26 protein-coding genes and 1 tRNA gene are annotated in these 24,826 nt (G+C 68.9%); 16 read left to right on the top strand and 11 right to left on the bottom strand.

What is annotated here, in order from left to right; genetic code table 11:
• Positions 1–83 precede the first annotated feature (83 nt).
• Complete coding sequence (locus Ga0609869_RS07290) at positions 84–1,007, bottom strand: porin (protein WP_125408447.1); 924 nt, start codon at positions 1,005–1,007, stop codon at positions 84–86.
• A 255-nt stretch (positions 1,008–1,262) separates the two neighbouring features.
• On the opposite strand from Ga0609869_RS07290, the gene Ga0609869_RS07285 reads away from it, so the two are divergent.
• The 5 genes from Ga0609869_RS07285 to Ga0609869_RS07265 all read left to right on the top strand — a co-directional run bounded on the left by Ga0609869_RS07285 (position 1,263) and on the right by Ga0609869_RS07265 (position 7,001).
• Entirely contained in the window at positions 1,263–1,790 is a 528-nt protein-coding gene (locus Ga0609869_RS07285) for a DUF3576 domain-containing protein (RefSeq protein WP_125408446.1), read from the top strand.
• Between the two features lie 369 nt (positions 1,791–2,159).
• Complete coding sequence (gene leuS, locus Ga0609869_RS07280) at positions 2,160–4,793, top strand: leucine--tRNA ligase (protein ID WP_125408445.1); 2,634 nt, start codon at positions 2,160–2,162, stop codon at positions 4,791–4,793.
• Positions 4,780–5,265: an LPS assembly lipoprotein LptE gene (gene lptE / locus Ga0609869_RS07275; RefSeq protein WP_125408444.1), complete on the top strand. Its 486-nt coding sequence runs from the start codon at positions 4,780–4,782 to the stop codon at positions 5,263–5,265. Before leuS ends, lptE begins: the two co-directional genes overlap by 14 nt.
• Entirely contained in the window at positions 5,262–6,284 is a 1,023-nt protein-coding gene (gene holA, locus Ga0609869_RS07270) for a DNA polymerase III subunit delta (protein WP_125408443.1), read from the top strand. The genes lptE and holA overlap by 4 nt, the downstream gene beginning before the upstream one ends.
• Positions 6,285–6,413: 129 nt before the next feature.
• A complete protein-coding gene (locus Ga0609869_RS07265) occupies positions 6,414–7,001 on the top strand; it encodes a glutathione S-transferase family protein (protein WP_125408442.1) in 588 nt (195 codons plus the stop codon).
• On the opposite strand, the gene Ga0609869_RS07260 is transcribed toward Ga0609869_RS07265, so the two are convergent.
• On the bottom strand, positions 6,980–8,203 hold the full coding sequence (locus tag Ga0609869_RS07260) for a TIGR03862 family flavoprotein (protein ID WP_125408441.1): 1,224 nt from the start codon (positions 8,201–8,203) through the stop codon (positions 6,980–6,982). The two genes, Ga0609869_RS07265 and Ga0609869_RS07260, sit on opposite strands and share 22 nt — an antisense overlap.
• Here Ga0609869_RS07260 and Ga0609869_RS07255 point away from each other — a divergent pair.
• The gene (locus tag Ga0609869_RS07255) at positions 8,202–8,531 is read left to right on the top strand and encodes an HNH endonuclease (protein ID WP_438826866.1); all 330 of its coding nucleotides are present in this window, start codon (positions 8,202–8,204) and stop codon (positions 8,529–8,531) included. The genes Ga0609869_RS07260 and Ga0609869_RS07255 overlap by 2 nt on opposite strands.
• On the opposite strand, the gene Ga0609869_RS07250 is transcribed toward Ga0609869_RS07255, so the two are convergent.
• Both Ga0609869_RS07250 and Ga0609869_RS07245 read right to left on the bottom strand, forming a co-directional pair.
• The gene (locus Ga0609869_RS07250) at positions 8,528–9,148 is read right to left on the bottom strand and encodes an enoyl-CoA hydratase/isomerase family protein (protein WP_125408440.1); all 621 of its coding nucleotides are present in this window, start codon (positions 9,146–9,148) and stop codon (positions 8,528–8,530) included. The genes Ga0609869_RS07255 and Ga0609869_RS07250 overlap by 4 nt on opposite strands.
• Positions 9,145–9,900 carry an SDR family oxidoreductase gene (locus Ga0609869_RS07245; protein ID WP_125408439.1) on the bottom strand — a complete coding sequence of 252 codons (756 nt, stop codon included), beginning with the start codon at positions 9,898–9,900 and terminating at the stop codon, positions 9,145–9,147. The genes Ga0609869_RS07250 and Ga0609869_RS07245 overlap by 4 nt, the downstream gene beginning before the upstream one ends.
• A gap of 132 nt (positions 9,901–10,032) precedes the next feature.
• Between Ga0609869_RS07245 and Ga0609869_RS07240 the strand changes: the two genes are divergently transcribed.
• From Ga0609869_RS07240 to lpxK, 6 genes are all read left to right on the top strand, one after another.
• The gene (locus tag Ga0609869_RS07240) at positions 10,033–11,580 is read left to right on the top strand and encodes a DUF2125 domain-containing protein (RefSeq protein WP_125408438.1); all 1,548 of its coding nucleotides are present in this window, start codon (positions 10,033–10,035) and stop codon (positions 11,578–11,580) included.
• 77 nt (positions 11,581–11,657) lie between these two features.
• Positions 11,658–13,004, top strand: coding sequence for a TldD/PmbA family protein (locus Ga0609869_RS07235; protein WP_125408437.1), 1,347 nt, complete (start codon positions 11,658–11,660; stop codon positions 13,002–13,004).
• Positions 12,991–13,764, top strand: a complete 774-nt coding sequence (locus tag Ga0609869_RS07230; RefSeq protein ID WP_125408436.1) for an inositol monophosphatase family protein — start codon at positions 12,991–12,993, stop codon at positions 13,762–13,764. Before Ga0609869_RS07235 ends, Ga0609869_RS07230 begins: the two co-directional genes overlap by 14 nt.
• Positions 13,765–13,832: 68 nt before the next feature.
• Entirely contained in the window at positions 13,833–14,078 is a 246-nt protein-coding gene (locus Ga0609869_RS07225) for a DUF4170 domain-containing protein (RefSeq protein WP_125408435.1), read from the top strand.
• A 10-nt stretch (positions 14,079–14,088) separates the two neighbouring features.
• On the top strand, positions 14,089–15,294 hold the full coding sequence (locus tag Ga0609869_RS07220) for a glycosyltransferase N-terminal domain-containing protein (RefSeq protein WP_170168874.1): 1,206 nt from the start codon (positions 14,089–14,091) through the stop codon (positions 15,292–15,294).
• On the top strand, positions 15,294–16,286 hold the full coding sequence (gene lpxK / locus Ga0609869_RS07215) for a tetraacyldisaccharide 4'-kinase (protein WP_125408433.1): 993 nt from the start codon (positions 15,294–15,296) through the stop codon (positions 16,284–16,286). The genes Ga0609869_RS07220 and lpxK overlap by 1 nt, the downstream gene beginning before the upstream one ends.
• A gap of 10 nt (positions 16,287–16,296) precedes the next feature.
• On the opposite strand, the gene Ga0609869_RS07210 is transcribed toward lpxK, so the two are convergent.
• Together Ga0609869_RS07210 and Ga0609869_RS07205 are read right to left on the bottom strand one after the other, a co-directional pair.
• Positions 16,297–16,956: a DsbA family protein gene (locus tag Ga0609869_RS07210; protein ID WP_125408432.1), complete on the bottom strand. Its 660-nt coding sequence runs from the start codon at positions 16,954–16,956 to the stop codon at positions 16,297–16,299.
• Positions 16,957–16,969: 13 nt separating this feature from the next.
• A complete protein-coding gene (locus tag Ga0609869_RS07205; RefSeq protein ID WP_125408431.1) occupies positions 16,970–17,512 on the bottom strand; it encodes a DUF721 domain-containing protein in 543 nt (180 codons plus the stop codon).
• 66 nt (positions 17,513–17,578) lie between these two features.
• Between Ga0609869_RS07205 and mutY the strand changes: the two genes are divergently transcribed.
• Both mutY and Ga0609869_RS07195 read left to right on the top strand, forming a co-directional pair.
• Complete coding sequence (mutY, locus tag Ga0609869_RS07200; RefSeq protein WP_125408430.1) at positions 17,579–18,640, top strand: A/G-specific adenine glycosylase; 1,062 nt, start codon at positions 17,579–17,581, stop codon at positions 18,638–18,640.
• Between the two features lie 64 nt (positions 18,641–18,704).
• Positions 18,705–19,844 carry an alkane 1-monooxygenase gene (locus Ga0609869_RS07195; RefSeq protein WP_125408429.1) on the top strand — a complete coding sequence of 380 codons (1,140 nt, stop codon included), beginning with the start codon at positions 18,705–18,707 and terminating at the stop codon, positions 19,842–19,844.
• Between the two features lie 73 nt (positions 19,845–19,917).
• Here the strand turns inward: Ga0609869_RS07195 and Ga0609869_RS07190 are convergent, their stop codons facing one another.
• From Ga0609869_RS07190 to Ga0609869_RS07175, 4 genes are all read right to left on the bottom strand, one after another.
• Positions 19,918–20,556: an NAD(P)-dependent oxidoreductase gene (locus Ga0609869_RS07190; RefSeq protein ID WP_125408428.1), complete on the bottom strand. Its 639-nt coding sequence runs from the start codon at positions 20,554–20,556 to the stop codon at positions 19,918–19,920.
• A 188-nt stretch (positions 20,557–20,744) separates the two neighbouring features.
• A complete protein-coding gene (locus Ga0609869_RS07185) occupies positions 20,745–21,848 on the bottom strand; it encodes a site-specific DNA-methyltransferase (protein ID WP_125408427.1) in 1,104 nt (367 codons plus the stop codon).
• A gap of 106 nt (positions 21,849–21,954) precedes the next feature.
• The gene (gene rnhB, locus Ga0609869_RS07180; protein ID WP_125408426.1) at positions 21,955–22,584 is read right to left on the bottom strand and encodes a ribonuclease HII; all 630 of its coding nucleotides are present in this window, start codon (positions 22,582–22,584) and stop codon (positions 21,955–21,957) included.
• A gap of 74 nt (positions 22,585–22,658) precedes the next feature.
• Entirely contained in the window at positions 22,659–23,255 is a 597-nt protein-coding gene (locus Ga0609869_RS07175) for a hypothetical protein (RefSeq protein ID WP_125408425.1), read from the bottom strand.
• Between the two features lie 174 nt (positions 23,256–23,429).
• On the opposite strand from Ga0609869_RS07175, the gene Ga0609869_RS07170 reads away from it, so the two are divergent.
• Both Ga0609869_RS07170 and Ga0609869_RS07165 read left to right on the top strand, forming a co-directional pair.
• Positions 23,430–23,723, top strand: coding sequence for a hypothetical protein (locus Ga0609869_RS07170; protein ID WP_125408424.1), 294 nt, complete (start codon positions 23,430–23,432; stop codon positions 23,721–23,723).
• Positions 23,695–24,399 carry a winged helix-turn-helix domain-containing protein gene (locus Ga0609869_RS07165; RefSeq protein WP_125408423.1) on the top strand — a complete coding sequence of 235 codons (705 nt, stop codon included), beginning with the start codon at positions 23,695–23,697 and terminating at the stop codon, positions 24,397–24,399. The genes Ga0609869_RS07170 and Ga0609869_RS07165 overlap by 29 nt, the downstream gene beginning before the upstream one ends.
• 296 nt (positions 24,400–24,695) lie before the next feature.
• On the opposite strand, the gene Ga0609869_RS07160 is transcribed toward Ga0609869_RS07165, so the two are convergent.
• Positions 24,696–24,772 (bottom strand) — tRNA-Arg (locus Ga0609869_RS07160).
• Between the last annotated feature and the right edge of the window lie 54 nt (positions 24,773–24,826).

Raw genomic sequence — 24,826 nt, 5'->3', positions numbered from 1 at the left:
TCTACCCCCGGACCTGTCGCTTAGCGCAAAAGAAAAGAGCGGGCAAATTGCCCGCTCTTCCCGTATCCGAAGTTCCGAAGAACTTAGAAGGACATCGCGATACCCAGCGAGTACGACTCGCGGTCTTCGCCGTCGCCGTAGCCGAACTGAACAACGGCACCGCCGCCCAGGTCGTAGTTGGCGGCCAGGCCGAAGCCGTCGACGTCGCTACCCGAGTCGAGGTCGTACTTGCCGTAGTTGGCGCCGATCGAGAAGGCGTCCCAGGTGTAGGCCATGCCGATGGCGTAGTGGGTCCAGTCGGCACCGGCGAAGTCGCTGTCGTAGCTCGACGCGTTCAGGCCGGCCTCGAAGCCGTTGCCCGTGTCAGCGTAGAGCGACGCACCGATGATCTCGCCATTGTTGTCCTTGCTGGTGTAGCCGAGGCCAAAGCCGATTTCGATGCCCGAGGCCATGGCGAAGTCGTAGGACACGCCAACCGCGTAGATGTCGTCGTCGCCGGCACCGTTATCGTCCTGCTCCATCGACACCGAGAAGCCGAAGTCGCCGAACGAGTAGTCGTAGCGCAGGATCTGGTTGTCTTCGACGCCGTCGAAGCCAGAGTTGCCGTTGAAGCCGGTGTGGATGGTTTCGTCATCCGCGATCGAGCCAACAAAGGCGACTTCTTTCAGGCGGCGGTCATAGGCGCCGTCGATTTCGCCCAGGGTCAGGGTGCCGAAGGCGCCCGAGATGAAGACCGACTCGTTGTCATAGGAAGCCGAACCGTTGGTGGCGCCGCCACCGTTCGACTCTTCGATTTCCACGTGGAAGCCGAAGGTCATGCCACCGTCGGTTTCGCCCGAACCGTCCACCGAGATGGTGAAGTCGTTGTGGAACTGCGCTTCGTCGTTGGCACCGTAGAAGTCACCACCGGTGATGCCCATTTCGGCCGAAAGACCGAACTCGATTTCAGCGGCAGCGATACCGGCGGAAGCGACGAGCGCGGTGGTCGCAAAGAGAACCTTTTTCATGGTTTTCCCTCATTCATTTAAGATTCACCTCAGCCCGGTTTGCCGCACTGAGTATGCTCGGTGTGTCGCTCTTAACCGGTTGGAATGCAAGAAAGGCCGGACCGGTCGCCTTACAGACGCAGCGATTGATGCAGCTTTGCCACACAGATATCCAGCAACCGCCCCGCGCGCGCCCAAAACGGGTTTGCCGGGAAACATCTTGTCCCACAACCGCACCTCCGCTAAAGACCGAAAAGGCGATACGGGGCGGATTTCATGAGTTTCACAGCGTTTCGGCGGCTGGCAGTCCTCAGTTTGGCGGCGATTGCGCTCTCTGGCTGCGGCGGGGGAATCGGCAGCGGCGACAGCGGGCTGTTCCGCGGCAACTCCGAACCGAACCGCGAGGCGATCGAGCGTCAGCGCGCCAACACCCCTGTCGGCCAGCGCGAGGCCGAGAACCGGTCGACCATTTGGGACCTGTTCATCCAGAAGGACGACCCGAATACCACCGTCGAGGTCAACAAGTACCTCTGGCAGGCGTCGCTGGATGTTCTGAATTTCCTTCCGATCCAGTCGGTTGACCCGTTTTCGGGCGTCATCGTCACGGGCTATGGCACACCGCCGGGCGGCGGGCGCGCCTACCGCGCCACCGTCTATGTTCAGGACCCCGCGCTCGAAGCCCGCGCCCTGAAGGTGGCGCTGGCCAGCCGCGGCGGCGCCGTCGACCCCGACACGGTGCGCGCCGTCGAAGACGCGATTCTCACCCGCGCCCGACAGCTGCGCATCCGCGACAGCCGGCTCTGAGCCAACAGGCCGAACGACCATCGATGTCACGCGCCATTCCATGGGCAAACCGGGCGTTTTGGCGATATCTTGCCGCCAGAGCCCGCGACCTGGGAAATTCCGACCATCGCCCCGGCACGCGCGCCGAATGGCAGTAGGGTAGCAACTCGTTACGATACGCTGGACGACGCCAAACCGCTTCGATTCGATCCTATGGGCAACGCCGGGGACATCGGCAAGACTGTGGGCTACACTATAGATATCTCGATTCAGTGACGCGGCGCTGAGGCGCGCCCGAGGTCCAAGCGCCCTCTGGACGCCCCCGCCGCGCGCGACTATGCACAACGCCGGGCCCTCTGCGCCCGGCTTTGACTTCGACGAGGACGAGATATGACGGCGCGCTACGCTCCAGCCGAGATCGAGCCCAGATGGCAGGCCGAATGGGACAAGGCCGGCGCCTTTGCCGCCCGGCGCGACCCGGACCGCGCCAAATACTACGTGCTCGAGATGTTCCCCTACCCGTCGGGGCGCATCCATATGGGCCATGTGCGCAACTACACCATGGGCGACGTCATCGCGCGCTATAAAATGTCTTGCGGGTTCAGCGTGTTGCACCCGATGGGGTGGGATGCCTTCGGAATGCCCGCGGAAAACGCCGCGATGGAACGCGGCGGCCACCCCAAGGACTGGACCTATTCCAACATCGCCGACATGCGCGGCCAGATGAAACCGCTGGGCCTCAGCATCGACTGGTCGCGCGAGTTCGCCACCTGCGACCCGGACTATTACGGCCAGCAGCAGGCGATGTTCATCGACTTCCTCCACGCGGGGCTGGTCTACCGCAAGAACGCCACCGTCAACTGGGACCCGGTCGACATGACCGTCCTGGCCAACGAGCAGGTGATCGAGGGCAAGGGCTGGCGCTCGGGCGCCCCGGTCGAGCGGCGCGAGCTTACGCAATGGTTCTTCAAGATCTCCGATTTCGCCGAGGAACTGCTCGACGCGCTCGACGGGCTGGACAACTGGCCCGAAAAGGTCAAGCTGATGCAGCGCAACTGGATCGGCAAGTCGCGCGGCCTGCAAATGGCGTTTTCGCTGATCGACGCGCCGCACGAGTTCGACCGGGTCGAGGTCTACACCACCCGGCCCGACACGCTGTTGGGCGCCAGCTTTCTCGGCATCTCGCCCGACCATCCGCTGGCCCGGGCGCTGGAGGCCGACAACCCCGAGCTGGCCGCCTTCTGCGCCGAATGCCGCCGCATGGGCACCAGCGAGGAAGAGCTGGAAAAGGCCGAGAAGCGGGGCTTCGACACCGGGCTGAAGGTGCGCCACCCGTTCGATACGGCGTGGGAACTGCCCGTCTACATCGCCAATTTCATCCTGATGGATTACGGCACCGGCGCCATTTTCGGCTGCCCGGCGCATGACCAGCGCGACCTCGACTTTGCCCGCAAATACGGCCTGCCGGTGGTCAGCACCTACGCCCCCGCCGAGGATGACGGCAGCACGATGCCCGAGGACGGCGGCCCGGCCTATGTGCCGCCGAAGTCAGAGCCCGTGATCTACGTGCGTGGGTTCGCCGGTGAGACCGAACAGACCGGCGAGGCGGCCATCGAGTCCGCGATTCGGTTTTGCGAGGAGAACGGCGTCGGCCACGGCGTGACCAAGTTCCGCCTGCGCGACTGGGGCCTTTCGCGGCAACGCTACTGGGGCTGCCCGATTCCCGTGGTGCATTGCGACGCCTGCGGCGTGGTGCCGGAGAAGAAAGAAAACCTCCCCGTCGAGCTGCCCTATGACGAGGACGGCCAGCCGATCGACTTTTCCGTGCCGGGCAACCCGCTGGACCGGCACCCGAGCTGGCGCGACTGCGCCTGCCCGTCTTGCGGGGCGCCCGCCCGGCGCGAAACCGACACGATGGACACCTTCGTGGACAGCTCGTGGTATTTCGCCCGCTTCACCGCGCCCCGAGCGGAAACGCCGACCGACCTGGCCGAGGCCGAGTACTGGATGAATGTCGACCAGTATATCGGCGGCATCGAACACGCGATCCTGCACCTGCTCTATTCCCGCTTCTTCGCCCGGGCGATGCAGATCACCGGCCACCTGCCCGCAAAGGCGGTCGAGCCTTTCGATGCGCTGTTCACGCAAGGCATGGTCACCCACGAGATCTATGTCACGCGCGACGAAAAAGATCGCCCGGTCTATCACCTGCCCGAGCATGTCGAGTGGACCGAAAGCGGCGCACGCCTTGGCGCCTGCGGCAGCCCGGTCGAGGTGATTCCCTCGGCCAAGATGTCGAAATCGAAGAAGAACGTCGTCGACCCGGTGAACATCATCGAAAGCTACGGCGCCGATACCGCGCGCTGGTTCATGCTGTCCGACAGCCCCCCCGAGCGCGACGTGGAATGGACGGCCGCCGGCGCCGAGGCCGCCTATAAGCATCTCGGCCGGGTCTGGCGCATCGCCAACGGGATTGTCGAGGAAATGGAACAGGGCGGCATCGCCGCCTACGAGGCCGAGGGCCAGGGCGCGGGCGACACCGGCGCCGAAGACCTCGCCCTGCGCCGGGCGCTGCACAAGACCATCCACGACGTGACGATGGGCATCGACAGTTTCGGCTTCAACACCTCGGTCGCCAAGCTCTACGCCTTTACCAACACGCTGGCCAAATCGAAGGCCTCGCTCGCCGCGCGGCGCGAGGCGGCGATGGTCATGGCCCAGCTCATGGCGCCGATGACCCCGCATTTGTCCGAAGAGGTGTGGGAGATGCTGGGCGGCACCGGCCTTGTCGCGGGGGCGGCCTGGCCCCAGCCCGACCCCGCGCTTCTGGTCGAGGACGAGGTGACCCTGCCGATCCAGATCAACGGCAAGCGCAAGTCGGAAATCACCGTGCCCAAGGACTTGCCCCGCGAAGAGGTCGAGGCCCGCGTGATGCAGGACGACGCCGTTCTCAAGGCGCTGGCCGGCGGCAGCCCGAAAAAGCTGATCGTCGTACCCGGCCGCATCGTCAATGTCGTGGTCTAGGCGCAGCTTTCTGCTGGCGGTGCCGGCGCTGGCGGCCTGCGGCTTTCGGCCCGTCTACGGCCCCGGCGGTGCCGCCGAGGGGCTGAACGGGCGCATCGCGCTGGCCGACCCCAAAACGCGCGACGGTTTCGCCCTCGCCGCCCGGCTCGAGGACCGTCTGGGCCCCGCCACGGCCCCGCTTTACCGGCTCGACTACATCATAGAGACCGATAGCGACCCGCTGGCGGTCACACAGGAACAGGAAACCACCCGCTACGACGTCATCGGCCGGGTGCGCTACCGCCTGACCGCGCTCGACACCGGCGCGCTGGCCGACAGCGGCACGGTGCGCAGCTTTACCGGCTATTCCGCCACCGGCTCGACCTTGGCCACGCTGACCGCGCGGCGCGACGCCTACGAGCGGCTGATGGTGATCCTCGCCGACCAGATCGTGGCGCGGCTGGTCGCCGGGGCCGCGGCACGGACGCCATGAAGCTATCGCCGCGCGACGCCCCCCGCTATTTCGCCAAGCCCGAGGCGGACCGCACGGGCCTGTTGATCTACGGCGCCGACGCGATGCGCGTGGCGCTGCGCCGGCAAGAGGTGGTCGCGGCCCTGCTGGGCCCGAACGGCGAAGAAGAGATGCGCCTGACGCGCCTGCATGCCTCGGAACTGCGGGGCGACCCCGCCGCGCTGGCCGACGCGGTCAAGGCGCAGGGGTTCTTTCCCGGCCCCCGCGTCGTGCTTCTCGACGAGGCCGCCGACGGGCTGGCCAAGACGGTCGAGGCCGCGCTGGCCGACTGGCAGGCCGGCGACGCGCAACTCATCGTCACCGCGAAACAGCTCACCCCCCGCTCGGCTTTGCGCAAGCTCTTCGAAGGGCATTCCAACGCCTATGCCGTGGGCATCTACGACGACCCGCCCTCGCGCGGGGAAATCGAGGCCAGCCTCAAAGCCGCCGGGATGGGCCAGATCGACCGTCCCGCGATGGCCGAGATCGAAGGGCTGGCCATGACGCTCGACCCCGGCGATTTCCGTCAGACGCTGGAAAAGATCGCGCTTTACAAGATCGGCGACCCCGCGCCCCTGACCCCCGAGGACGTGGCCGCCTGCGCCCCCCGTTCGACCGAGGCGGCGATGGACGCGCTGATCGCGGTGGTGGCCGACGGGCGCGACGGCGAGATCGGCCCGCTGTTGCGCCGGCTTCAGGCCCAGGGGGTGCAACCGGTGGGCCTGTGTATCGCCGCGCTGCGCCATTTCCGGGCGCTGCACGCCGCCGCGTCCGACCCATCCGGCCCGGCCAGCGGCGTGTCGCGCCTGCGCCCCCCGGTGCCCTTCAAGCTGCGCGATGCGATGATCCGCCAGGCCCAGGGCTGGGGGATGCGCAGGCTGGAACAGGCGATGAAGGTTCTGGTCGAGACCGACCTCAAGCTGCGCTCGTCCCAGCGCGCGCCGCAGATGGCGCTGATGGAGCGAAGCCTGATCCGTCTGGCGAAGATGCGCGGCGGCTAGCGGGGCCATAGCGACACCCGGCCGTCGGCGCCGCTGCGGCCGCGGGGCCGGGAAAATCTCTGCCGGCAGGGTTGAATGCCGGCGGCGAAGCTGGAAACCCTTGGCACCTGAGCGAACGGGAGGCCGAGAATGTATCGCGTGATCGGAAGCGGGCGCAGCCGGGCGCTGCGTGTGTTGTGGATGCTCGAAGAGCTGGACGTGCCTTACGAACATGTGCCCGCGCCGCCGCGCTCGGGCGATGTGGTCGCGCTGAACCCGGCGGGCAAGGTGCCGGTGCTGGTGGTCGACGGCACGCCAATCACCGATTCGACCGCGATCCTGACCTATCTCGCCGACAAGCACGGCGCGCTGACCCACCCCGCGGGCACGATCGAACGCGCCCAGCAGGACAGCCTGACCCAGTTCCTGCTCGACGAGTTCGACGCGGCGCTCTGGATGGCCGCGCGGCACAGTTTCGTCTTGCCCGAAGAGCTGCGGCAATCGGCGATCAAGGACAGCCTGCGCTGGGAATTCGAACGCAGCCAGGCCACGCTGGTGCGCCGGATGGGCCACGGCCCCTTCGTCGCCGGCACCGAGATGACGGTGCCCGACATCATCCTGACCCATTGCGGCGACTGGGCCACGGCGGCACAGTTTCCGCTGAAAGAGGCCGCTCTGGCCGAATATCTGGAACGGATGCGCGCGCGCCCGGCCTATCAGCGCGCAAGGGCGGCCTGACGGCGCGCCGCGGCCTGCCCGGCCCAGCGCCCCGTGGCCAGGCACGCGGTCAGCAGGTAGCCGCCTGTCGGCGCCTCCCAGTCCAGCATCTCGCCGGCGCAGAACACGCCGGGCCGCGCGGTCAGCATCAGCCCCGCGTCGAGACCCGCCCAGTCCACGCCGCCGGCCGTCGAGATCGCCTCGTCCAGCGGGCGCGGGCCGCCGTGCGGCACCGCCAGCGCCTTGATCCGGGCGGCAAGCGCGGCGCCCTGCGGCAACGGCCGGGCGCATTCGTATAGCAGCGCCAGCCGCGGCCCCTGCAACCGCAGCGTCTTGCGCAGATGCGCCGTCAGGCTGGCCTTTCCGCGCGGGCGGGCCAGCCGCTCGGCAATTTCGGCCTCGGTGCGGTTCGGCATCAGGTCCACGATCAGCGGCGCGCCCTCGCGCAGCGGCCGCGAGAGGGCATAGATCGCCCCGCCTTCCAGCCCCCTGCGCGAGACGACGAATTCGCCGCGGACCTGCCGCCCGCCGGCGCACAGCGCCACGCCCTTGACCGGCTGGCCGAACTGGCGCGCCATGTGCGACGACCACTCGACCCTCAGCCCGACATTGGCCGGGCGGAACGGCGCCACCGCCGCGCCCTCGGCGCGCAGGGTGTCCGCCCAGGCCCCGTCAGAGCCCAACCTGGCCCAGCTCGCCCCGCCCAATGCCAGCACGGTGACATCGGCCAGCACCGAAACCGGCCCCGATGACGTCTGGAAAACGGCACTTTCGCCGCGCCACCCCGCCCAGCGCCAGCGGGTTTCCAGCCGCACGCCGGCGGCGTCCAGCCGCGCCAGCCAGGCCCGCAGCAGGGGCGAGGCCTTCATCGCCCTCGGAAAAACCCGGCCCGACGACCCGGTGAACACGGGCTGGCCCAGCCCCTCGGCCCACGCCGCCACTTCGGCCGGACCAAAGGCGCGCAGCATAGGGGCCAGCGGCCCCGCGGCCTCTTCGTACTGCGCGAGGAAGGTCTCCGCGGGCTCGTCCTTGGTCAGGTTCAGCCCCGATTTTCCCGCCATCAACAGCTTGCGCCCGGGCGACGGCTTGGCCTCGGCCAGCAGCACCGAAAGCCCCGCCCGCGCCAGCGCCTCCGCCGCCATCAGCCCGGCCGGCCCCGCGCCGATCACCAGCGCCGCGACGCGCCGGTCTTGCCCGGTGGCGGTGTCCGCCGCATCATCCATGGATTACCACCTGCGACAGGGCGACATGCCAGACGACCCGACCCCGATCTGCCCCTTGTGCGGCCGCCCGATCCCGCCCCATGCGCGGCAGAGCCTGCACCACCTCGTGCCCAAGCTGCGGGGCGGCAAGGGCGGGCCGACGGTTCTGCTGCATCAGATCTGTCACAATGAAATCCACGCCTCCCTGACCGAGGCCGAGCTTGCCCGCAGCTATCCCACCATCGCGGCGCTCAGGGCCCATCCGCGGCTGGCGAAATTCATTGCCTGGGTGAAAAAGCGCCCCGCCGATTTCCATTCCAAAAGTCCGGGGCCGCGGCGCCGGCGCTAGCGCCCCTCGCACAGCCGCTTGATCGACGCCCGGTGTTCGGGTGTCGCGGCCAGCGCGTCGGCCACCAGCGCCTCGATCGCCGCCTCCAACTCTTCGGCGGCCACCACCCGGTCGACCAGCCCGAAGGCCAGCGCCTCGTCGGCGGTGATCTTGGCACCCCCCATCAGGATCAGCTTGGCCCGCGCCGGCCCCACCAGCGCCGCCAGCCGCCCCGGGTCGGAGGGCTGCGGCAAAAAGCCGAGCTTCATCACCGGATAGAAGAAGTTGGCCGAGGGCACCGCGATCCGCAGGTCGCAGGCCAGCGCCATGCCGAAGGCGCCGCCGGCCAGCGTGCCGTTCAGCGCCGCCACCGTCATCGCCTCCATCGCAGCGATGCGGCCCGAGACGCGCTCCCACACGCCGTCGGTGGCCAGCCCGGCCCGCGCCTCGTCGAGATCGGCACCCGCCGAAAAGACACGTCCGGTGCCGGTTATCACCAGCGCGCCGATCTTTTCGCGCTCGGCGTCCGAGACGACGCTTTCGATCTCTCTCAGCATCGCCTTGGTCAGCGAGTTCGCCTTGTCCGGACGGTTCAGCCTGAGCGTCCAGCGCGCGCCGTCCTTGTCCAGCGCGATCATGCCTCAAGGCCTACCCGGCGCCGGACCGCCCGTTCGCGCAGCGAGATTTCCTGGCCGAGAAACTCGTCGGCATCGGCGGTGCACATCCAGACCAGAGCCTTGGCCGGCCATGCGGGCGGAATGTGATCGCCCCAGTCCAGCCGGCTGACCGGGTTCACGCCGCTGTTCTTGATCTGGCGCTGCATTTCGGTCGCCACCGTGCCGGGCGACAGGCCCATGGCGCGGATGCCCTGGCCCTCGCCCTCCAGGTGGGCGCATTTGGTCAGCATCGCGGCGCCGGCCTTTGAGGTGCAGTAATGGCTCCACCCCTCCAGCGCGCTGTGGGCGGCGCCGGAGCTGACGGTCAGGATCGTGCCGCCGCCCATCGCCGCCATCACCGGCATCGCCGCGCGCATGCCGTGGAAGACGCCCTTTAGGTTGACGTCGACCGCCTCTGACCACTCGGCCGGGTCGGCATCCTGCAGCCGCGATATCGGCTCGATCACGCCGGCATTGTTTACCAGGATGTCGATCTTGCCGAAGGATTTCACGACGGCGCGCACCGCGTCCGAGACCTGCCCGAAATCGGCGACGTCGCAGGGCAGCGCCAGCGCGGCGGGTCCGATCTCTCGGGCGATACTGGTGATCGCCTCGGCGCTGCGCGCAGCCAGCGCGACATGGCACCCCGCCTCGGAAAAGGCACGTGCCGCGGCCGCGCCGATGCCCCGGCTGGCCCCCGTGATCAATACGCTTTTGCCGGTCAGATCCGCCATGCTCATCTCCGTATTTTGTCTTGCGACAGTGGTAGCCCAGCGCCTCGGCGCTGACCAGCCGCAACGTGCCGTTGACTCGCGCTCGGCCTGCGTCGAAGCTTGCGCCAAACCGTCTTTCAGGAAGGAACCCTCATGCAACATTGGAAAGCCGCGCCCGCCCTCGCATGTATCGCCGGGCTTGCCTGGGCTGGCCCGGCCGCAGCCGAGCTGACCGCGGCCGGGGTCTGGGGCAGTCTCAAGGGGATGGCCGAAAGCTACGGGCAACAGATCACCGCGACCGAGACCGTCGAGGGTGACAGCCTGGTGGTGCGCGACGTTTCGGTTACCATCGAGACCAGCCCGATCGAGCTGCCCGAAGGCGGCAGCCAGAGCAGCACCGCCAGCGGCGCGATCGCCGAGATCGTGTTCACCGAAACCGGCGACGGGGCAGTGCGGATCACCATGGCGCCCGAGGGCGTGCTGGCGGTCAACAGCGAAGCCCGGATGAACGGAGAGACGGCGCGCAGCGATGTCACCATGCGGATGCGCCAGACCGGGCTGGAAGCCGTGGCCACCGGCAGCCCCGGAGACATCACCTATCGATTCACCGCGCCCGAGGTGGGTATGACGATGGATCAGATGACGGTCGACGGAGAGACGGCGCCGGCACAGATGCAGATGACCGCCGGCGGCGTGTCGGGAATGTACCGCATAACCGGCACCGACAGCCGCACCATCCTCAGCGACTTTGCCGCCGACAGCGCCGGGTTCGATTTCGACCTGTCCGACCCGGCCGCCGGAACCGCCGTCAAGATCGTGGCCACCGTCGGGGCGCTGACCAGCGCCTCGCGCAGCGTCCTGCCGCCGCAGATGGACGGCACCGATATGGCCCGGATGCTGAAGGCCGGGTTCTCCTCCGAGGGCAACATCGCCTATGGCCCCCTGCAGATGACGGCCGACGTCACCGAGGCCGGGGCGCCCACCCGCATGGCGATGGCATCGACCGGCGGGCGGTTCGATTTCGCCCTCGATTCCGATCAGATCGTCTACCGCACGGCGCAGTCCGGTACCGAGATGATGGTGAGCGGCGCGCAGATACCCTTTCCGCAGCTTGCGATGCAGATCGAGGAGGGCGCGTTCGGCCTGACCATGCCCACTGCGCAGGGCGAAGAACCCGGCGATTTCGGCCTGCTGACCCGGCTTCAGGGGCTCACCGTCGACGAGGCGCTGTGGTCGATGATAGACCCCGCCGGCGCGCTGCCCCGCGATCCGGCGACGCTGGTGATCGATCTCAGCGGTAAGGCGCGGATGCTGGCCGACCTGTTCGATCCCATGGCGATCGCCGAGTTGCAGGGCCAGCCGCCGGCCGAGTTGCAATCGCTGGACGTCAACGCGCTGCAGCTTTCCGTCGCCGGGGCCGATCTGAGCGGCGCGGGCGCCTTCAGCTTCGACAATTCCGACACCACGCCCTTCAACGGAATGCCAAAGCCCACCGGCGGGCTGTCGCTGCGGCTGACCGGCGCCAACGCCCTGCTGGACAAGCTGGTGGCGATGGGCCTCGTGCCGCAGGATCAGGCCACCGGATTCCGGATGATGCTGGGCATGTTCGCAAAACCGGGCGAGGGGGCCGATACGCTGGTCTCGGACATCCAGGTGACCGAGGACGGGCAGATCCTGGCCAACGGCCAGCGCCTGCGCTGACCGGGCGGCGGCTTGCGCGGGCGGGCGCGGCGTACTAGCTCCTGTGGAACCTTTTCGATCACAGGATGCCCCGCCACATGCCCCAGGATCTCTCCGCGCTGACCGACGCCCTGCTTTCGGCTGCCCGCAAGGCAGGCGCCGAGGATGCCGATGCGATTGCCGTCGAGGGCACGTCGCTGTCGATCGACGTGCGGCAGGGACGGCTGGAACAGGCCGAGCGGGCCGAGGGCGTCGATCTGGGCCTGCGCGTCCTGCTGGGCCGGCGCCAGGCCTGCGTCTCGGCCTCTGACACGCGGCCAGAGACCATCGCCGAGATGGCCGAGCGCGCGCTTGCCATGGCGCGCGAGGCGCCCGAGGACCCCACCATCGGGCTGGCCGACCCCGCGCTTCTGGCCGACGCGCGCGATGCCGACGCGCTGGACCTTGCCGACCCGGCGCCCGAACCCGACCCCGCCACGCTGGAAGACGATGCCCGCCGCGCCGAGGCCGCCGCGGCCGCCATCGACGGCGTCAGCCAGGTGCAATCGGCCTCGGCCGGGTATGGGTACCGCCGGCTGCACCTCGCCGGGACCAACGGGTTTGCCGGGGGCTATGCGCGCACCGACCGGGCGGTTTCGTGCATGGCGATCACCGGCAGCGGCACCGGCATGGAACGCGATTACAGCTACGAGACGCGGGTGTTCCAGGCCGACCTGCCCGACCCCGAAGAGGTCGGCCGCCTCGCCGGCGAACGGACCGTTGCCCGCGCCGGTGCGCGCCGGCCCAAGACCGGCGCCTATCCGGTGCTCTATGACGAGCGCGTCGCGGCATCGCTGATCGGCCACCTGCTGGGCGCGATCAACGGCACCGCCATCGCCCGCGGCGCATCCTGGGCGCGCGACCTGATGGGCGAGGCGGTGTTGCCGCCGGGCCTGTCGCTGCTCGAAGATCCGCACCGCAAGCGCATCTCGGGCTCGCGCCCCTTCGACGCCGAGGGGCTGGCGACCGCGCGCCGGGCGCTGGTGGAAAACGGCGTCCTAAAAGGATGGGTGCTCGACCTTGCCACCGCCCGCAAGCTGGGGCTCGAAAGCACCGCGAATGCCGCGCGCGGCGTCTCGTCGCCGCCCTCGCCCTCGGTCAGCAACATTACCCTGACGCCGGGCGAGGCCGGCCGCGCCGCGCTGATGGCCGAGATGGGCACCGGGCTGATGATCACCTCGCTGATCGGCAGCTCGATCAACGCGACCACGGGCGACTATTCGCGCGGCGCGTCGGGCTTTTGGGTCGAAAAGGGCGAGATCGCCTATCCGGTCAACGAATGCACCATCGCCGGCAACCTGCGCGATATGCTCAAGACCATCGTGCCGGCCAACGACGCGCGCGATCACCTGTCGCGCCGGGTCCCCAGCCTGCTGGTCGAGGGACTGACGCTTGCCGGCGAGTGACCTCGATCTTCTGGCCGAGGCCGCCCAAGCCGCCGGAGAGATCGCCGCGCGCCACTGGCGCCGGTCACCCTATGTCTGGGACAAACCCGGTCACCAGGGCCCGGTCAGCGAGGCCGACCTGGAAATCGACGCGATGCTGCGCGCCAGGCTGCTGGCCGCCCGGCCCGGTTACGGCTGGCTTTCGGAAGAGACCGAGGACAGCGCAGGGCGGCTGGATGACGAGCATGTATTCATCGTCGATCCGCTTGACGGCACGCGGGCGTTTCTCAATGGCGAGCGCGGCTTTGCCCATGCTCTGGCGGTGGCGCGCGCGGGCCGCGTGATCGCCGCGGTCGTCTACCTGCCGATGGAAAAGCGGCTCTATTCCGCCCGCAAGGGGGCGGGCGCATCGCTGAACGGCACGCCGATCCGCGCGACCGGCCGCGAGGATCTGGAAGGCGCACGGGTGCTGACCGCGGGCCCGGCGCTGGCCGAGGAGCACTGGCAAGGCCCGCCGCCTGTTTTGAAACGCTCGCTCCGGGCCTCGCTCGCCTACCGCATGTGCCTGGTGGCCGAGGGGCGCTATGACGCGATGCTGACGCTGCGCGACAGCTGGGACTGGGACACCGCCGCCGGCACGCTGATTGCCAAAGAGGCCGGCGCGCGGGTCAGCGACCGGCGCGGCAGGGCGCTGGAATTCAACACGCCCCACCCGGTCTCGCAGGGGGTCGTCGTCGCCGGCCCGGCATTGCACGACGCGCTGATGCAACGCCTCGCCTGATCGTCTTTCCCCCGTGCCTGCCATCGTCTAGGGTCGCAGCACAACACGCGCGGCAGAGGGAGAAAAGGATGACCCAGCGCCTGCATCTGGTTTTCGGGGGCGAGTTGGTCGACCCGCAGAAAACCGCGTTCAAGAATGTCGACGACATCCATATCGTGGGAATGTTTCCCGACTACGAAAGCGCGCACAACGCCTGGAAGGCCGAGGCCCAGCGCACCGTCGACAATGCCCATATGCGCTATTTCATCGCTCATATTCACCGGCTGCGCGACGAAGAGGCCGAGGCCAGCCCGACCGAAGAACTCGGCGGCTGACCGCCCGCCCATGGCGCCCTCTCCCGGCCTCGGCATCGTACCGGCCCGGCGTCCTGCGCCCCAGGCCGAGGGCCGGCGCCCGGCCGGGCCGCTCTTGTGGGTGCACGCACCGCCCGAGGATATGACCGGTGCCATCGCCGAGATCGTCAGCCTTGTCGAAGACGACCTGCCCGGCCTTTGCACGCTCGTCACCGGGCCGGCCTCGGCGCAGGCCGGCGCGATGTTCGCCGCCCATGGCGTGGGCGGCGCCCTGATCCGGCCCGCGCCGCCCGAAGAGCGCGCTGCCGCCACGGATTTCGCCTACCATTGGCGCCCCGACCTGTCGGTCTGGTTTCCGTCCACGCTGGCGCGCCAGCTGCTGCGCGCGGCCGCCCGCGCCGGCGCCGGCGCGGTCCTGATCGGCACCGGCATCCCGCCCGCCTGGCACGCGCGCTGGCGGCCCGTGGGCCAGCGCGCCATGGTCCGCCGGTTCGACCGCGTCTTCGCCGCCGACACCCTCGGCGCGGCCATTTTTCAGACACTGGGCATCGCGCGCGAGCGGATCACCGTCTCCGGGCGGCTCTCTGAAAGCGGCATTTCGCCAGGCTGCAACGAGGCCGAGCGCGCGGCGATGGCCAAGGCGCTGGCCCACCGGCCGGCATGGCTGGCCTATGGCGCCACGCCAGAGGAAGATGCCCTGGTCTGCACCGCCCATGCCGCCGCGCTGCGCCTGTCGCACCGGCTGCTGCTGCTGTTGGCGCCCGACGACCCGGCCCGCGCCACGGCCCTGGCCAAGGCATTGCGCAAGGCGGGCTGGCGCGTGGCGCAGCGCAGCGCAGACGACGAGATCGACGAGGAAACCCAAATCTACCTTGCAGATACCGAGGGCGAAGACGGGCTGTGGTACCGCCTCGCCCCGGTCGCCTTTCTGGCCGGCACACTCGCCGCTCAGAAAGGCCGCGACCCGTTCCCGGCGGCCTCGCTGGGCGCGGCGGTGGTGCATGGGCCCGGCACCGGCGACTTTGCGCCCCGCTACCGCCGCCTCGCCGCCGCCGGCGCCGCCTGGCAGGTGCGTGATGCGCAGGGCCTGGCCGAGGCGCTGGAGACGCTGCTGGCCCCCGAACGGGCCGCCGCCATGGCCCATGCCGCCTGGCAGGTCACGACCGAGGGCGCCGAGGCGGCCCAAAGCGTCGCCGACTACCTGATCGGCGAGTTGCGCGCGCGGGGGGCAGGCTGATGCGCCCGCCGGCCTTTTGGGACAACCCGCCAGACCGCCCCGGCTGGCAGGCGCGCGCGCTGGCGCCCCTGGGCGCGCTTTATGCCCGCGCGACGGCGCGGCGGCTGGCCCGCGGCGCGCCCGAGGCGCCGGGCGTGCCGGTGATCTGCGTCGGCAACATCAATGCCGGCGGCACCGGCAAGACACCCACGGTGATCGCCCTGATCCAGCGGCTGGCCGAGCGGGGCGTGGCGGCCCATGTCGTCAGCCGCGGCTACGGCGGTACGCTGACCGGCCCGACGCGTGTCGACGAGGCGCGCCACCGCGCCGCCGAGACCGGCGACGAGCCGCTGCTGCTGGCCGCCTTCGCCCCCACATGGGTGGCGCGCGACCGCGCCGCGGGGGCACGGGCCGCGGTGCAGGAGGGCGCGCAGGCGATCCTGCTGGACGACGGGTTTCAGGACCCCGCGCTCGCCAAGGACCTGTCCATCCTCACCGTCGAGGCCGCCAAGGGCTTCGGCAACGGCAGGGTGATCCCGGCCGGCCCCTTGCGCGAACCGGTCGCCGCGGGGCTGGCCCGCGCCGATTTCGTGCTGTCCATCGGCCCCGCCCCGGCCCAGCGCCGCTTTGCCGGCCGCTGGGCCGGCACGCTCGCGCTGCCGCACCTGACCGGCGCGCTGAATCCGCTGCCCACGGGGATGGATTGGGCGGGCTTGCCGGTGCTGGCCTTTGCCGGCATCGGCCACCCGGCCAAGTTCTTCGCCACGCTTGAGGCCCTTGGCGCACGCCTCAGGAGGGCCGAGGCGCTTGACGACCATCAGCCCCTGACCGAGGCACTGATGAAACGTCTAGAGATCGAGGCGATGGCGCTGGATGCGCAGATGGTCACCACGGAAAAGGACGCCGTGCGCCTGCCCACCGCCTTCCGCCGCAAGGTGCTGACCGTGCCGGTGCGGCTGTCGCTCGACGACTGGGCGCCGCTCGACGCCGCGCTGGGCCGGCTGGGGCTCTAGCCGCCGGGCCTCAGTCGGCCAGCTTGGCGTCGAGGATTTCCGTCAACTTGTCATAGCTCATGTTCGAGTATTTCTCGCCGTCGATCACCAGCGAGGGGGTCGAGTCGATGTCGTATTCCGCGGCCTGTTCCTCGGACCATTCGACCAGCGCCTGCGCGGTGGCGGCGTCCTGCATGCAGGCGTCGAGCGTGTCGTCCGACATCCCCGCGGTGCGGCCGATCGTGCGCAATTCACCGGCCACATCGGCGGCTTCGCCCGCCTTGATCCACTCGCGTTGGCGGTCATAGATCAACTCGACCAGCCCGAAAAAGCGCGTGTCGCCACCGCAGCGCGCGACCATCCCGGCCCACAGGGCGTAGCGGTCCCAGTAGATTTCCTTGTAGGTGAAATGCACCTTGCCGGTGTCGATGTAGTCGGCCTTGAGCTTCTTGAACACATCGTCGTGGAAATTGGCGCAATGCCCGCAGGTGAAGGACGCGTATTCGGTCAATGCGACGGGCGCGTTCGGGTCGCCCAGGGTCATCGCCTCGATCTCGGGCAGCTCGGCCTCGGCGGTCTGGGCCTGGGCCGCACCGATGGGCGGCAGGCTGGGCGCGTTCGCCGTCAGGGCATAACCGCCCAGTGCGGCCAGGGCGGCAATCGCCAGCGAGGTGGAGAGCATGCGGATCATCGAGAACCTCTTTTCAGCGTTTGGGGCGGGATAAAACGTTTCGGCCCAGCGCTTCAAGCGCGGCGCGCAACGTCGGGTCGTGCACATCGGCCGACAGCTCGGCGGCCTCGGCCTGCACCTTGGGGTCGGGCGCGGGCTCGTCGGGCGGTTTCGGCGCGAATGCGGCCTGCCCCTCGGCAAAGCCCGACGGCGCGGTCTGGGTGATGCGGATGCGCGAAATCGCGGCATAGCCGTAACAGGCATTCACCTTGTCGCGCAGCTTTTCCTTTTGCATCTCAAGCACAGGCGCTTGCGCGCCGGTGGTCAGAACGCTCAGCGTCGCGCCGAACCCCTCGCGGCCATATTTCACGTCGACCGGCCGGGCGATGCGGGCGATGTCCTCGCCCACGATATCGGGCCAGTGGGTCAGCAGGCGGGTAACGGCGAAACCGCGTTTTTCGCCGACCTTCCGGATGCGGCCTTCCAACAGCCCCGACGCACGCTCGAATCCGCGCCGCCGGCCTCCGGCGGCGGACTCCGCGAGCGTGGAACGGGGGGTGCCTGTCTTTTCCTTCATCGCGGGCTAGTCTAGGTCCGGGGACACGGGGCAACCAGAGAAATGACGGCGCGGAGGCCATAAAGATTGCGTGACGCGGACGTGAGTGCGGCGCTGTTGTCGTGGTACGACATCCACGCGCGCGACCTGCCCTGGCGGGTGGGCCCCAGGGCGCGCGCGGCGGGCGCGCGGCCCGATCCCTACGCCGTCTGGCTCTCAGAGGTGATGCTGCAACAGACCACCGTGGCCGCCGTGCGCGACTATTTCCGCCGCTTCACCACGCGCTGGCCCGACGTCGCCGCACTGGCCGCCGCCGAGGATGGCGCGGTGATGGGCGAATGGGCGGGCCTGGGCTATTACGCCCGCGCCCGGAACCTTTTGAAATGCGCGCGCGCCGTGGTCGCCGACCATGGCGGGCGCTTTCCCACCACCCGCGACGCGTTGCAGGCCCTGCCGGGCATCGGCCCCTATACCGCCGCGGCCATCGCCGCCATCGCCTTCGACCGGCCCGAGACGGTTGTGGACGGCAATGTCGAGCGCGTGATGGCCCGCCTTTTCGCCGTCGAGACCCCCCTGCCCACCGCCAAACCCGCATTGACGGCGCTGGCCGCGCGGCTCACGCCCCAGGAACGCCCCGGCTGTCACGCCCAGGCGGTGATGGACCTCGGCGCCACGATCTGCACGCCGAAGAACCCCGCCTGCGGCATCTGCCCGCTGCGCGCGCCCTGTGCCGCGCGCGATCGGGGCATCGCCGCCACGCTGCCCCGCAAGCTGGCGAAAAAGCCCAGGCCCACGCGGCTGGGCCATGCCTATATCGGCCGACGCGCCGATGGCGCGTGGCTGCTCGAACGCCGGCCCGACACGGGTCTGCTGGGCGGGATGCTGGGCTGGCCCGGCAGCGAATGGGCGGAAACAGAACCCTGCGCCGCCCCCCCGGTCGCAGCCGACTGGCGCCCGCTGGATCAAGAGGTGCGCCACACCTTTACCCATTTCCACCTGCGGCTGGCGCTTCATGTCGCCGCGTTGCCCCAAGGCTGTACCCCTGCCCGCGGCTTCTTCCTGCCTGCGGCAGACTTCCGGCCCGCCGACCTGCCCACGGTGATGCGCAAGGCGTTCGACCTCGCGCGCTGCGGCCACGGCGCCGATTGAGCGAAACCTGCGGCTCGGCTATAGCTTTTCCAACAGGGGGCGCGCGGCCAACAGGGAGACCGCAATGACCGACAAAGCACCCGTCGGGGCGCTGAAAAACGCCCTGCCCTTCTGGCTGTCACTCGGCATGATACCGCTGGCCATCCTCGGCGCGACCGTGGGCGGATGGACGGTGATCCTGCTGCCCATTTACGGCTGGCTCTCCGTCACCGTGCTGGACGCGATCCTGGGCCTGAACGAGGAAAACCCCGACCCCGAAACGCCCGAGACAGACCTCTTCTGGTACCGCTTCATCACGATGATCTGGTTCCCGATCCAGTTCGTGACGATCTTCGGCATGATCTGGTGGGTCACCCATACCAGCCACCTGGGCGCGCTTGAAACCATCGTGCTGTTCTTCGGCGTCGGCGTGATCTCTGGCACCGTGGGTATCGTCTATTCCCACGAGCTTTTGCACCAGCGCAACCGGCTGGAACGCTGGCTGGGCGATCTGCTGCTCTCGACCGTGCTTTACAGCCATTTCCGCACCGAGCATCTGTTGGTGCACCACCCCCATGTCGGCACCCCCCGCGACGGCGTGACGGCGCATTACAACGAAGGCTTCCATCGGTTTTTCTGGCGCGTGCTGACAACCGGGCTACCCTCTGCGTGGCGGGCGGAAAAGCTGATGCTCGCGCGGCGCGACCTGCCGGTGTGGCACCTGTCCAACCCGTTCTGGCGCTACGGCGCGCTGCAACTGGCGATGATCGGTCTCGCGCTCTGGATCGGCGGCCTCGTGGGGCTTGCGCTGTTCGTGTGGCAGGCCTTCATCGCCGTCTGGCAGTTGGAACTGACCAACTACGTGGAACACTACGGCCTGACCCGGCGCTATCTCGGCGAGGCCAAGTACGAGCACGTCAAGCCGCACCACAGCTGGAACGCGGCGCACAAGGCGTCGAACTGGCTGTTGATCAACCTCCAGCGCCATTCCGACCACCACTACAAGCCGCAGCGGCGCTTCCCGCTGCTGCAGACCTATTCGGAAGACGAGGCGCCGCAGCTGCCCTTCGGCTATCCGGCGATGACCTCGCTGGCGATGATCCCGCCCCTGTGGCGGCGGCGCATGAACCCGCGGGTGCGGGCCTGGCGGCGGACATACTATCCCGATATCGAGGACTGGACGCCCTACAAGGAGGCCACAAACCCGTGGCCCGCGGGCACCTGAGACCAACGCGCCCCGCCAACCCGCCCCGGCCGCGCTCAAGCGCGGCCGGGGCGGGTCGCCGGCGGCGACCGGCCTATCGGATCAGAACCGGCGCCTCGCCGATATGGCCGCCGTCTTCGGCGGCGTGGACGAGGAAATGGGCCACGTCGCCGCGCGAGATCAGCCCGTTGCGCCAGCTTTCGGGCTCGACCAGCACCTCGTAGCTGTGGCTGGGCGGCCGGTTCGTCAGGATGCCCGGTCGCGCGATGGTCCAGTCGAGGCCGGATTCGCGGATCATCGCCTCCTGCACGCCCTTGTCGGCATAGGCCCGGCCGAGGATCGCCCGGAAGGGGATGCTCTCGAACGTCGACAGCCTGGCCCGGCTGTCGCCCGCGCCAAAGCCCGTGACCGCCAGCAGGCGCCGGACCCCGGACCCGGCCATCGCCGCGATCACCACCCGCGTCGCGTCGGAAAACAGCGTCGTGGGCTTGATCATCGCCTGCATCGTCTTGGGCAGCCCGAGCGCCACGATGACCGCGTCGACCCCCTTCACCGCCTCGGCCACGTCCTCGGCGTTCAGCGCGTCCCCGGCGTGTTTGTCCAGTTTCGGATCGTCAAGCGCGATCGTCTGGGCGCTGCGCGCAAAGGCGCGCACCTCGTGGCCCCGCTGCAGCGCGTAGCGCACCGTCTCCAGGCCGATTCCATGGCTTGCTCCGATCACCAGTAGTTTCATGCTAGCACCTCCTGATTCTCACATAGGACTTCGCCCGGCGATTCCGAGGGGACGTGGCGCACGCGCCCGCTTCTTCTTGGTCCAAATACCCAAGCGGCCGGTCAAAAAAAGGCCCCGCCATTGGGCATGGCGGGGCAAGGGATGTGCCGCGGGCACGCCGCAGGCACAGGCGGTAACTTTGGGATATCTCAGTTCGGCCGGTCGGCCATCTCGGCGCGGATCTGCTGGCGCAGGATGTCGATGGGTACGGTCTTGCCGTCACGCTTGAAATGCCAGTAGGTCCAGCCGTTGCACGATGGCGCCCCCTCCAGCGCGGCCCCCACCTGGTGGATCGAGCCGGTGACGGCCTCGCCCACCAGCGTGCCGTCGGCACGTACCTTGGCGGTCTTGCCGCGGGGCGAGATCAGCACCTCGCCCGGCAACAACAGCCCGCGCTCGACCAGCTGGCCGAAGGGGATGCGCGGCTCGGCCCGTTTGGAGGTCGAGACCGCCAGCGCCGCCCGGTCGAACTTGCGCACATTCGCCAGCCGGTCCTCGGCCACACGGCGATAGCTTTCCTCGCGCTCGATCCCGATGAAGTCGCGGCCCAGCATCTTGGCGACCGCGCCGGTCGTGCCGGTGCCGAAGAAGGGGTCGAGCACCACGTCGCCGGGGTTGGTCGTGGCCACCAGCACCCGGTGCAGCAGCGCCGCGGGCTTTTGCGTCGGGTGCGCCTTGTCGCCATTGGCGTCCTTCAGCCGCTCGTGGCCGGTGCAGATCGGCAGCACCCAGTCGCTGCGCATCTGCACGCCCTCGTTCAGCGCCTTGAGCGCCTCGTAGTTGAAGGTGTATTTCGCCCCCTCGCCGCGCGAGGCCCAGATCAGCGTCTCATGCGCGTTGGTCAGCCGCTTGCCGCGGAAATTGGGCATCGGGTTGGACTTGCGCCAGACCACGTCGTTGAGGATCCAGAACCCCTGGTTCTGAAGCTCGGCGCCCATGCGGAAGATGTTGTGATAGCTGCCGATCACCCAGATCGCCCCGTGGGGTTTCAGCACCCGTCGCGCCGCGGCCAGCCAGTCGCGGGTAAAGCGGTCATAGGCGGCGAAGCTGTCGAACCGGTCCCAGTCGTCGTCGACCGCGTCGACGCGCGAATTGTCGGGGCGGTGCAAATCGCCCTTGAGCTGGAGGTTGTAGGGCGGGTCGGCAAACACCAGATCGACGCTCGCCTCTGGCAGGGCGTTCATCGCCTCGACGCAATCGCCGGACAGAATCGTATTGAGCGGGAGCGCTCCGGCCCCCTTTGCACTGGTCATCTTCGGTTCACTGCCTCTCTTCACGCGCCATTCTTCGGCGTCGCCGTTGTGGACAAAGATGAGTCATCCCTGATTCGCCGTCAAATTCTTTTTTTGAATCAGGGGTTTAGGAAATATCTTGATACAAGATATTGTGCACCGGGGCGAAAGAGCGCCTATGGTGTGGGCTCACCCCGATATCTCGAAGCGCGGCCAGATGCGCCTTGGTCGGGTAGCCGGCGTTCCGCTCCCAGCCGTAGCCCGGATGCTGTTGCGCCAAATCCACCATCAGCGCGTCGCGCTCCACCTTTGCCACGATCGACGCCGCAGCGATCGACAGGCAGCGCGCATCGCCCTTGACCACCGCCGTGCCCGCGCAGGGCAGGTCGCGCGGCAGGCGGTTGCCGTCGATCAGCGCCAGCGCCGGGGGCGTGCGCAACCCGGCAATCGCCCGGCACATCGCCAGGTGACTGGCCTGAAGGATGTTCAGCAGGTCGATCTCGGCCACGCTTGCATGGCCGACCGACACCTCGGCGGTCTCGCGGATCGCCGCGGCCAGCGCCGCGCGGCGGAGCGCGCTCAGCCTTTTCGAGTCGTCCAGCCCGGGGGGCAGCCGGGCGAAATCCAGCCGCACGGCGGCGGCGGTGACGGGGCCGGCCAGCGGCCCGCGCCCCACCTCGTCGACCCCCACCACGGGCGACAGGCCGCGGGCAAGCGCCGCGGCCTCGTAGCTGTCGTCGGGGCGGGGTCGGGTCATGGGACCAGAGAACCGGCGCGGCCCGGCGGGGGCAAGCGAAAACGGCGGCGGGTCGCCCCGCCGCCGCGACGGCCTCACAGCCGCCCGGCCTTGAAGCTGTAGCCCGCGCGGCGCAGGCATCGCGCGCCGTAGGTCAACCGCTTGCCGCGGTCGGTGTGCAGCACCACCTCGCATCGCTCGGGCAGGCGGCGGGAAACGCCGGCGCGGTCGAGGCAATGGCGGGTCACCAGGTTGCGGCTGCCATCGCGGGTGGAGAAACGCTTGACGCAGTTCGCAGGAATCGCATTGGCGGGATAGCGCCGATGGCTGGGCACAGCGACGGGCTTGCGGCGATCGTGCCGCGGCGGGTCGATCCGGCGGGGCGGGTCGTGGCGGCGGCGCTCGGCCCGGGGCGCGTCATAGCGGCGCTCGGCGCGCGGCGGGTCATAGCGGTGGCGCTCGGTGCGGGGCGGGTCATAGCGGTACTCGTGCCGGGGCGGCGCGGCATGGGCGGCGTGCCGTCTCTTTTTGTCGTTGTTGTCGAGGCTTTTGACGATCACGAAAAGCGTGGCCGCGCCGAACAGCGCGCGGGCTAGGTCTTCGGCATCGGCGGCGCGGGCCGGGCTGGGGGCGGCGAGACCGGCCAGCACAAGGCTGGCGGCCAGAACGGGGGCAACGAGACGCTTGGTCATCGGGTCTGTCCTTTTCCTGGGTCGGCGGAGCGGCGTGCCCCACCTGTGAAGCGATGACCCCAGGGTCGGGCCGGGCGGGCCGGACAGGCAATAACGCGCCCCTGTTATCGGATATCGTGCCCTTGCGACGCCTCCGATATTGAATAGCGCGCGGGCCTTGCCCATCATGGCCCCATGAAAAAGCCCCTGCTGCCCCTCGCCTTGGCCCTGATCATGGCCGCTGCCGGCCCCGCCGCAGCCGACTGCTATGCCGATTACAAGGCCAAGCAGGAAAGCCCCCTGCGGCTGCATTACGGTGTCATCAAGCTGCCGGACGGCGCCTGCGCCGACCGCGGCGCCGCAGGTGCCGAGATCGACCGGCGCATCGGCCGCGGCGGTTGGCAGTTGCTCAACGTGATGTCGATTTTCGGCGAGGACGGGCTGCAGGAAAGGAAGGCCAGTGCCGGGGCCTATTTCCTCCGCTACTGAGGCGCGACGCAGCACCGCCCGCGTGGTGGCGCTGGGGCTGGCGGCGATCGTTGCGATCCTGCTGGCCGCCGCGGTGCTGCTGTTCCTGACCCTGCCCGACGCGAACGCCTTCAACGCGCGGGTCGAGCGGCTGTTCGTCGAGACCGAGAGCCTGACCGGGCCCACCGAGATCCGCCTGCTGGAAATTCTCGCGCAGTCGGGCACCGCGTTTTCCGACGTTCTCGCCTCTTACCGGATGGTGATCTTCGTTTTGCTGGTCTTCGCCGCCGCGTTGCTGATCGCGGCGCTGGTCTTTCTGCTGGCCCTCGTCGCGCTCAGCCGCCGCATGGGCGAGATCGAGAGAGCGGGCATCCAGGTGTCGTCGCTGCTGATAAGCCGCGAGGACAACGCGGTGGTGCTGAACGACATGGAATTCAAGCTGACCGAGGCCGCGATCCAGACGCTTGCGGTTCTGGCCGAGGCGCGGATGGACGATGAGATGCTTTCGGGCTCCGAGATCGAGGCGCTGATTTCCGGCCGCCCGGTCGAAGAGTGCGACGAGGCCGCCGGCGCCACCCGCATCAAGCGGCTGCGCGACTCGCTGGGCAACCAGATCGTTAGCGAGCTGCTGATCCGCAACATCGCCCGGCGCGGCTATCGCCTTGCCATCGACAAGGACGTGATCCGGATGATCTGAGCGGCGCGCGGCCCCCGGCATGGGGCGCCGCCGCGGCGGCGGTCACGTCGGTCACGTCGCGGTCCCCGTTTGCCGCGTTGGGGAACAGATCGAGGATGTCGAGACCTCGGCACCAACCAGGCGGTCATAGTCCCGCCCACCCTCGACCAGCTCGAATTCCGGCTCGCCGTGGCACGCAACGGCCCTCGCCGCGCCGCCCTCGATCGAGCAACTAACGCTGCACACAGGCGGCGTGATGCAAAACGCATTATTTCGTTAAAAGAAACAATGCTTGTGAGACGAACCGGGATGGCCGCTGGCGGCCCCGACAGGAGTCGAACCTGTGACCTACCGCTTAGGAGGCGGTTGCTCTATCCTGCTGAGCTACGGGGCCGCGCGGGGCCTTTTGTCCATCGAAAGCCGCAGCGTTGCAAGCCCATCGGCGCGA

Source organism: Rhodovulum iodosum (genome assembly GCF_041020385.1).
GTDB classification, from domain to species: Bacteria; Pseudomonadota; Alphaproteobacteria; order Rhodobacterales; family Rhodobacteraceae; genus Rhodovulum; species Rhodovulum iodosum.
This window is presented reverse-complemented; position numbering and strand designations above follow the sequence as displayed.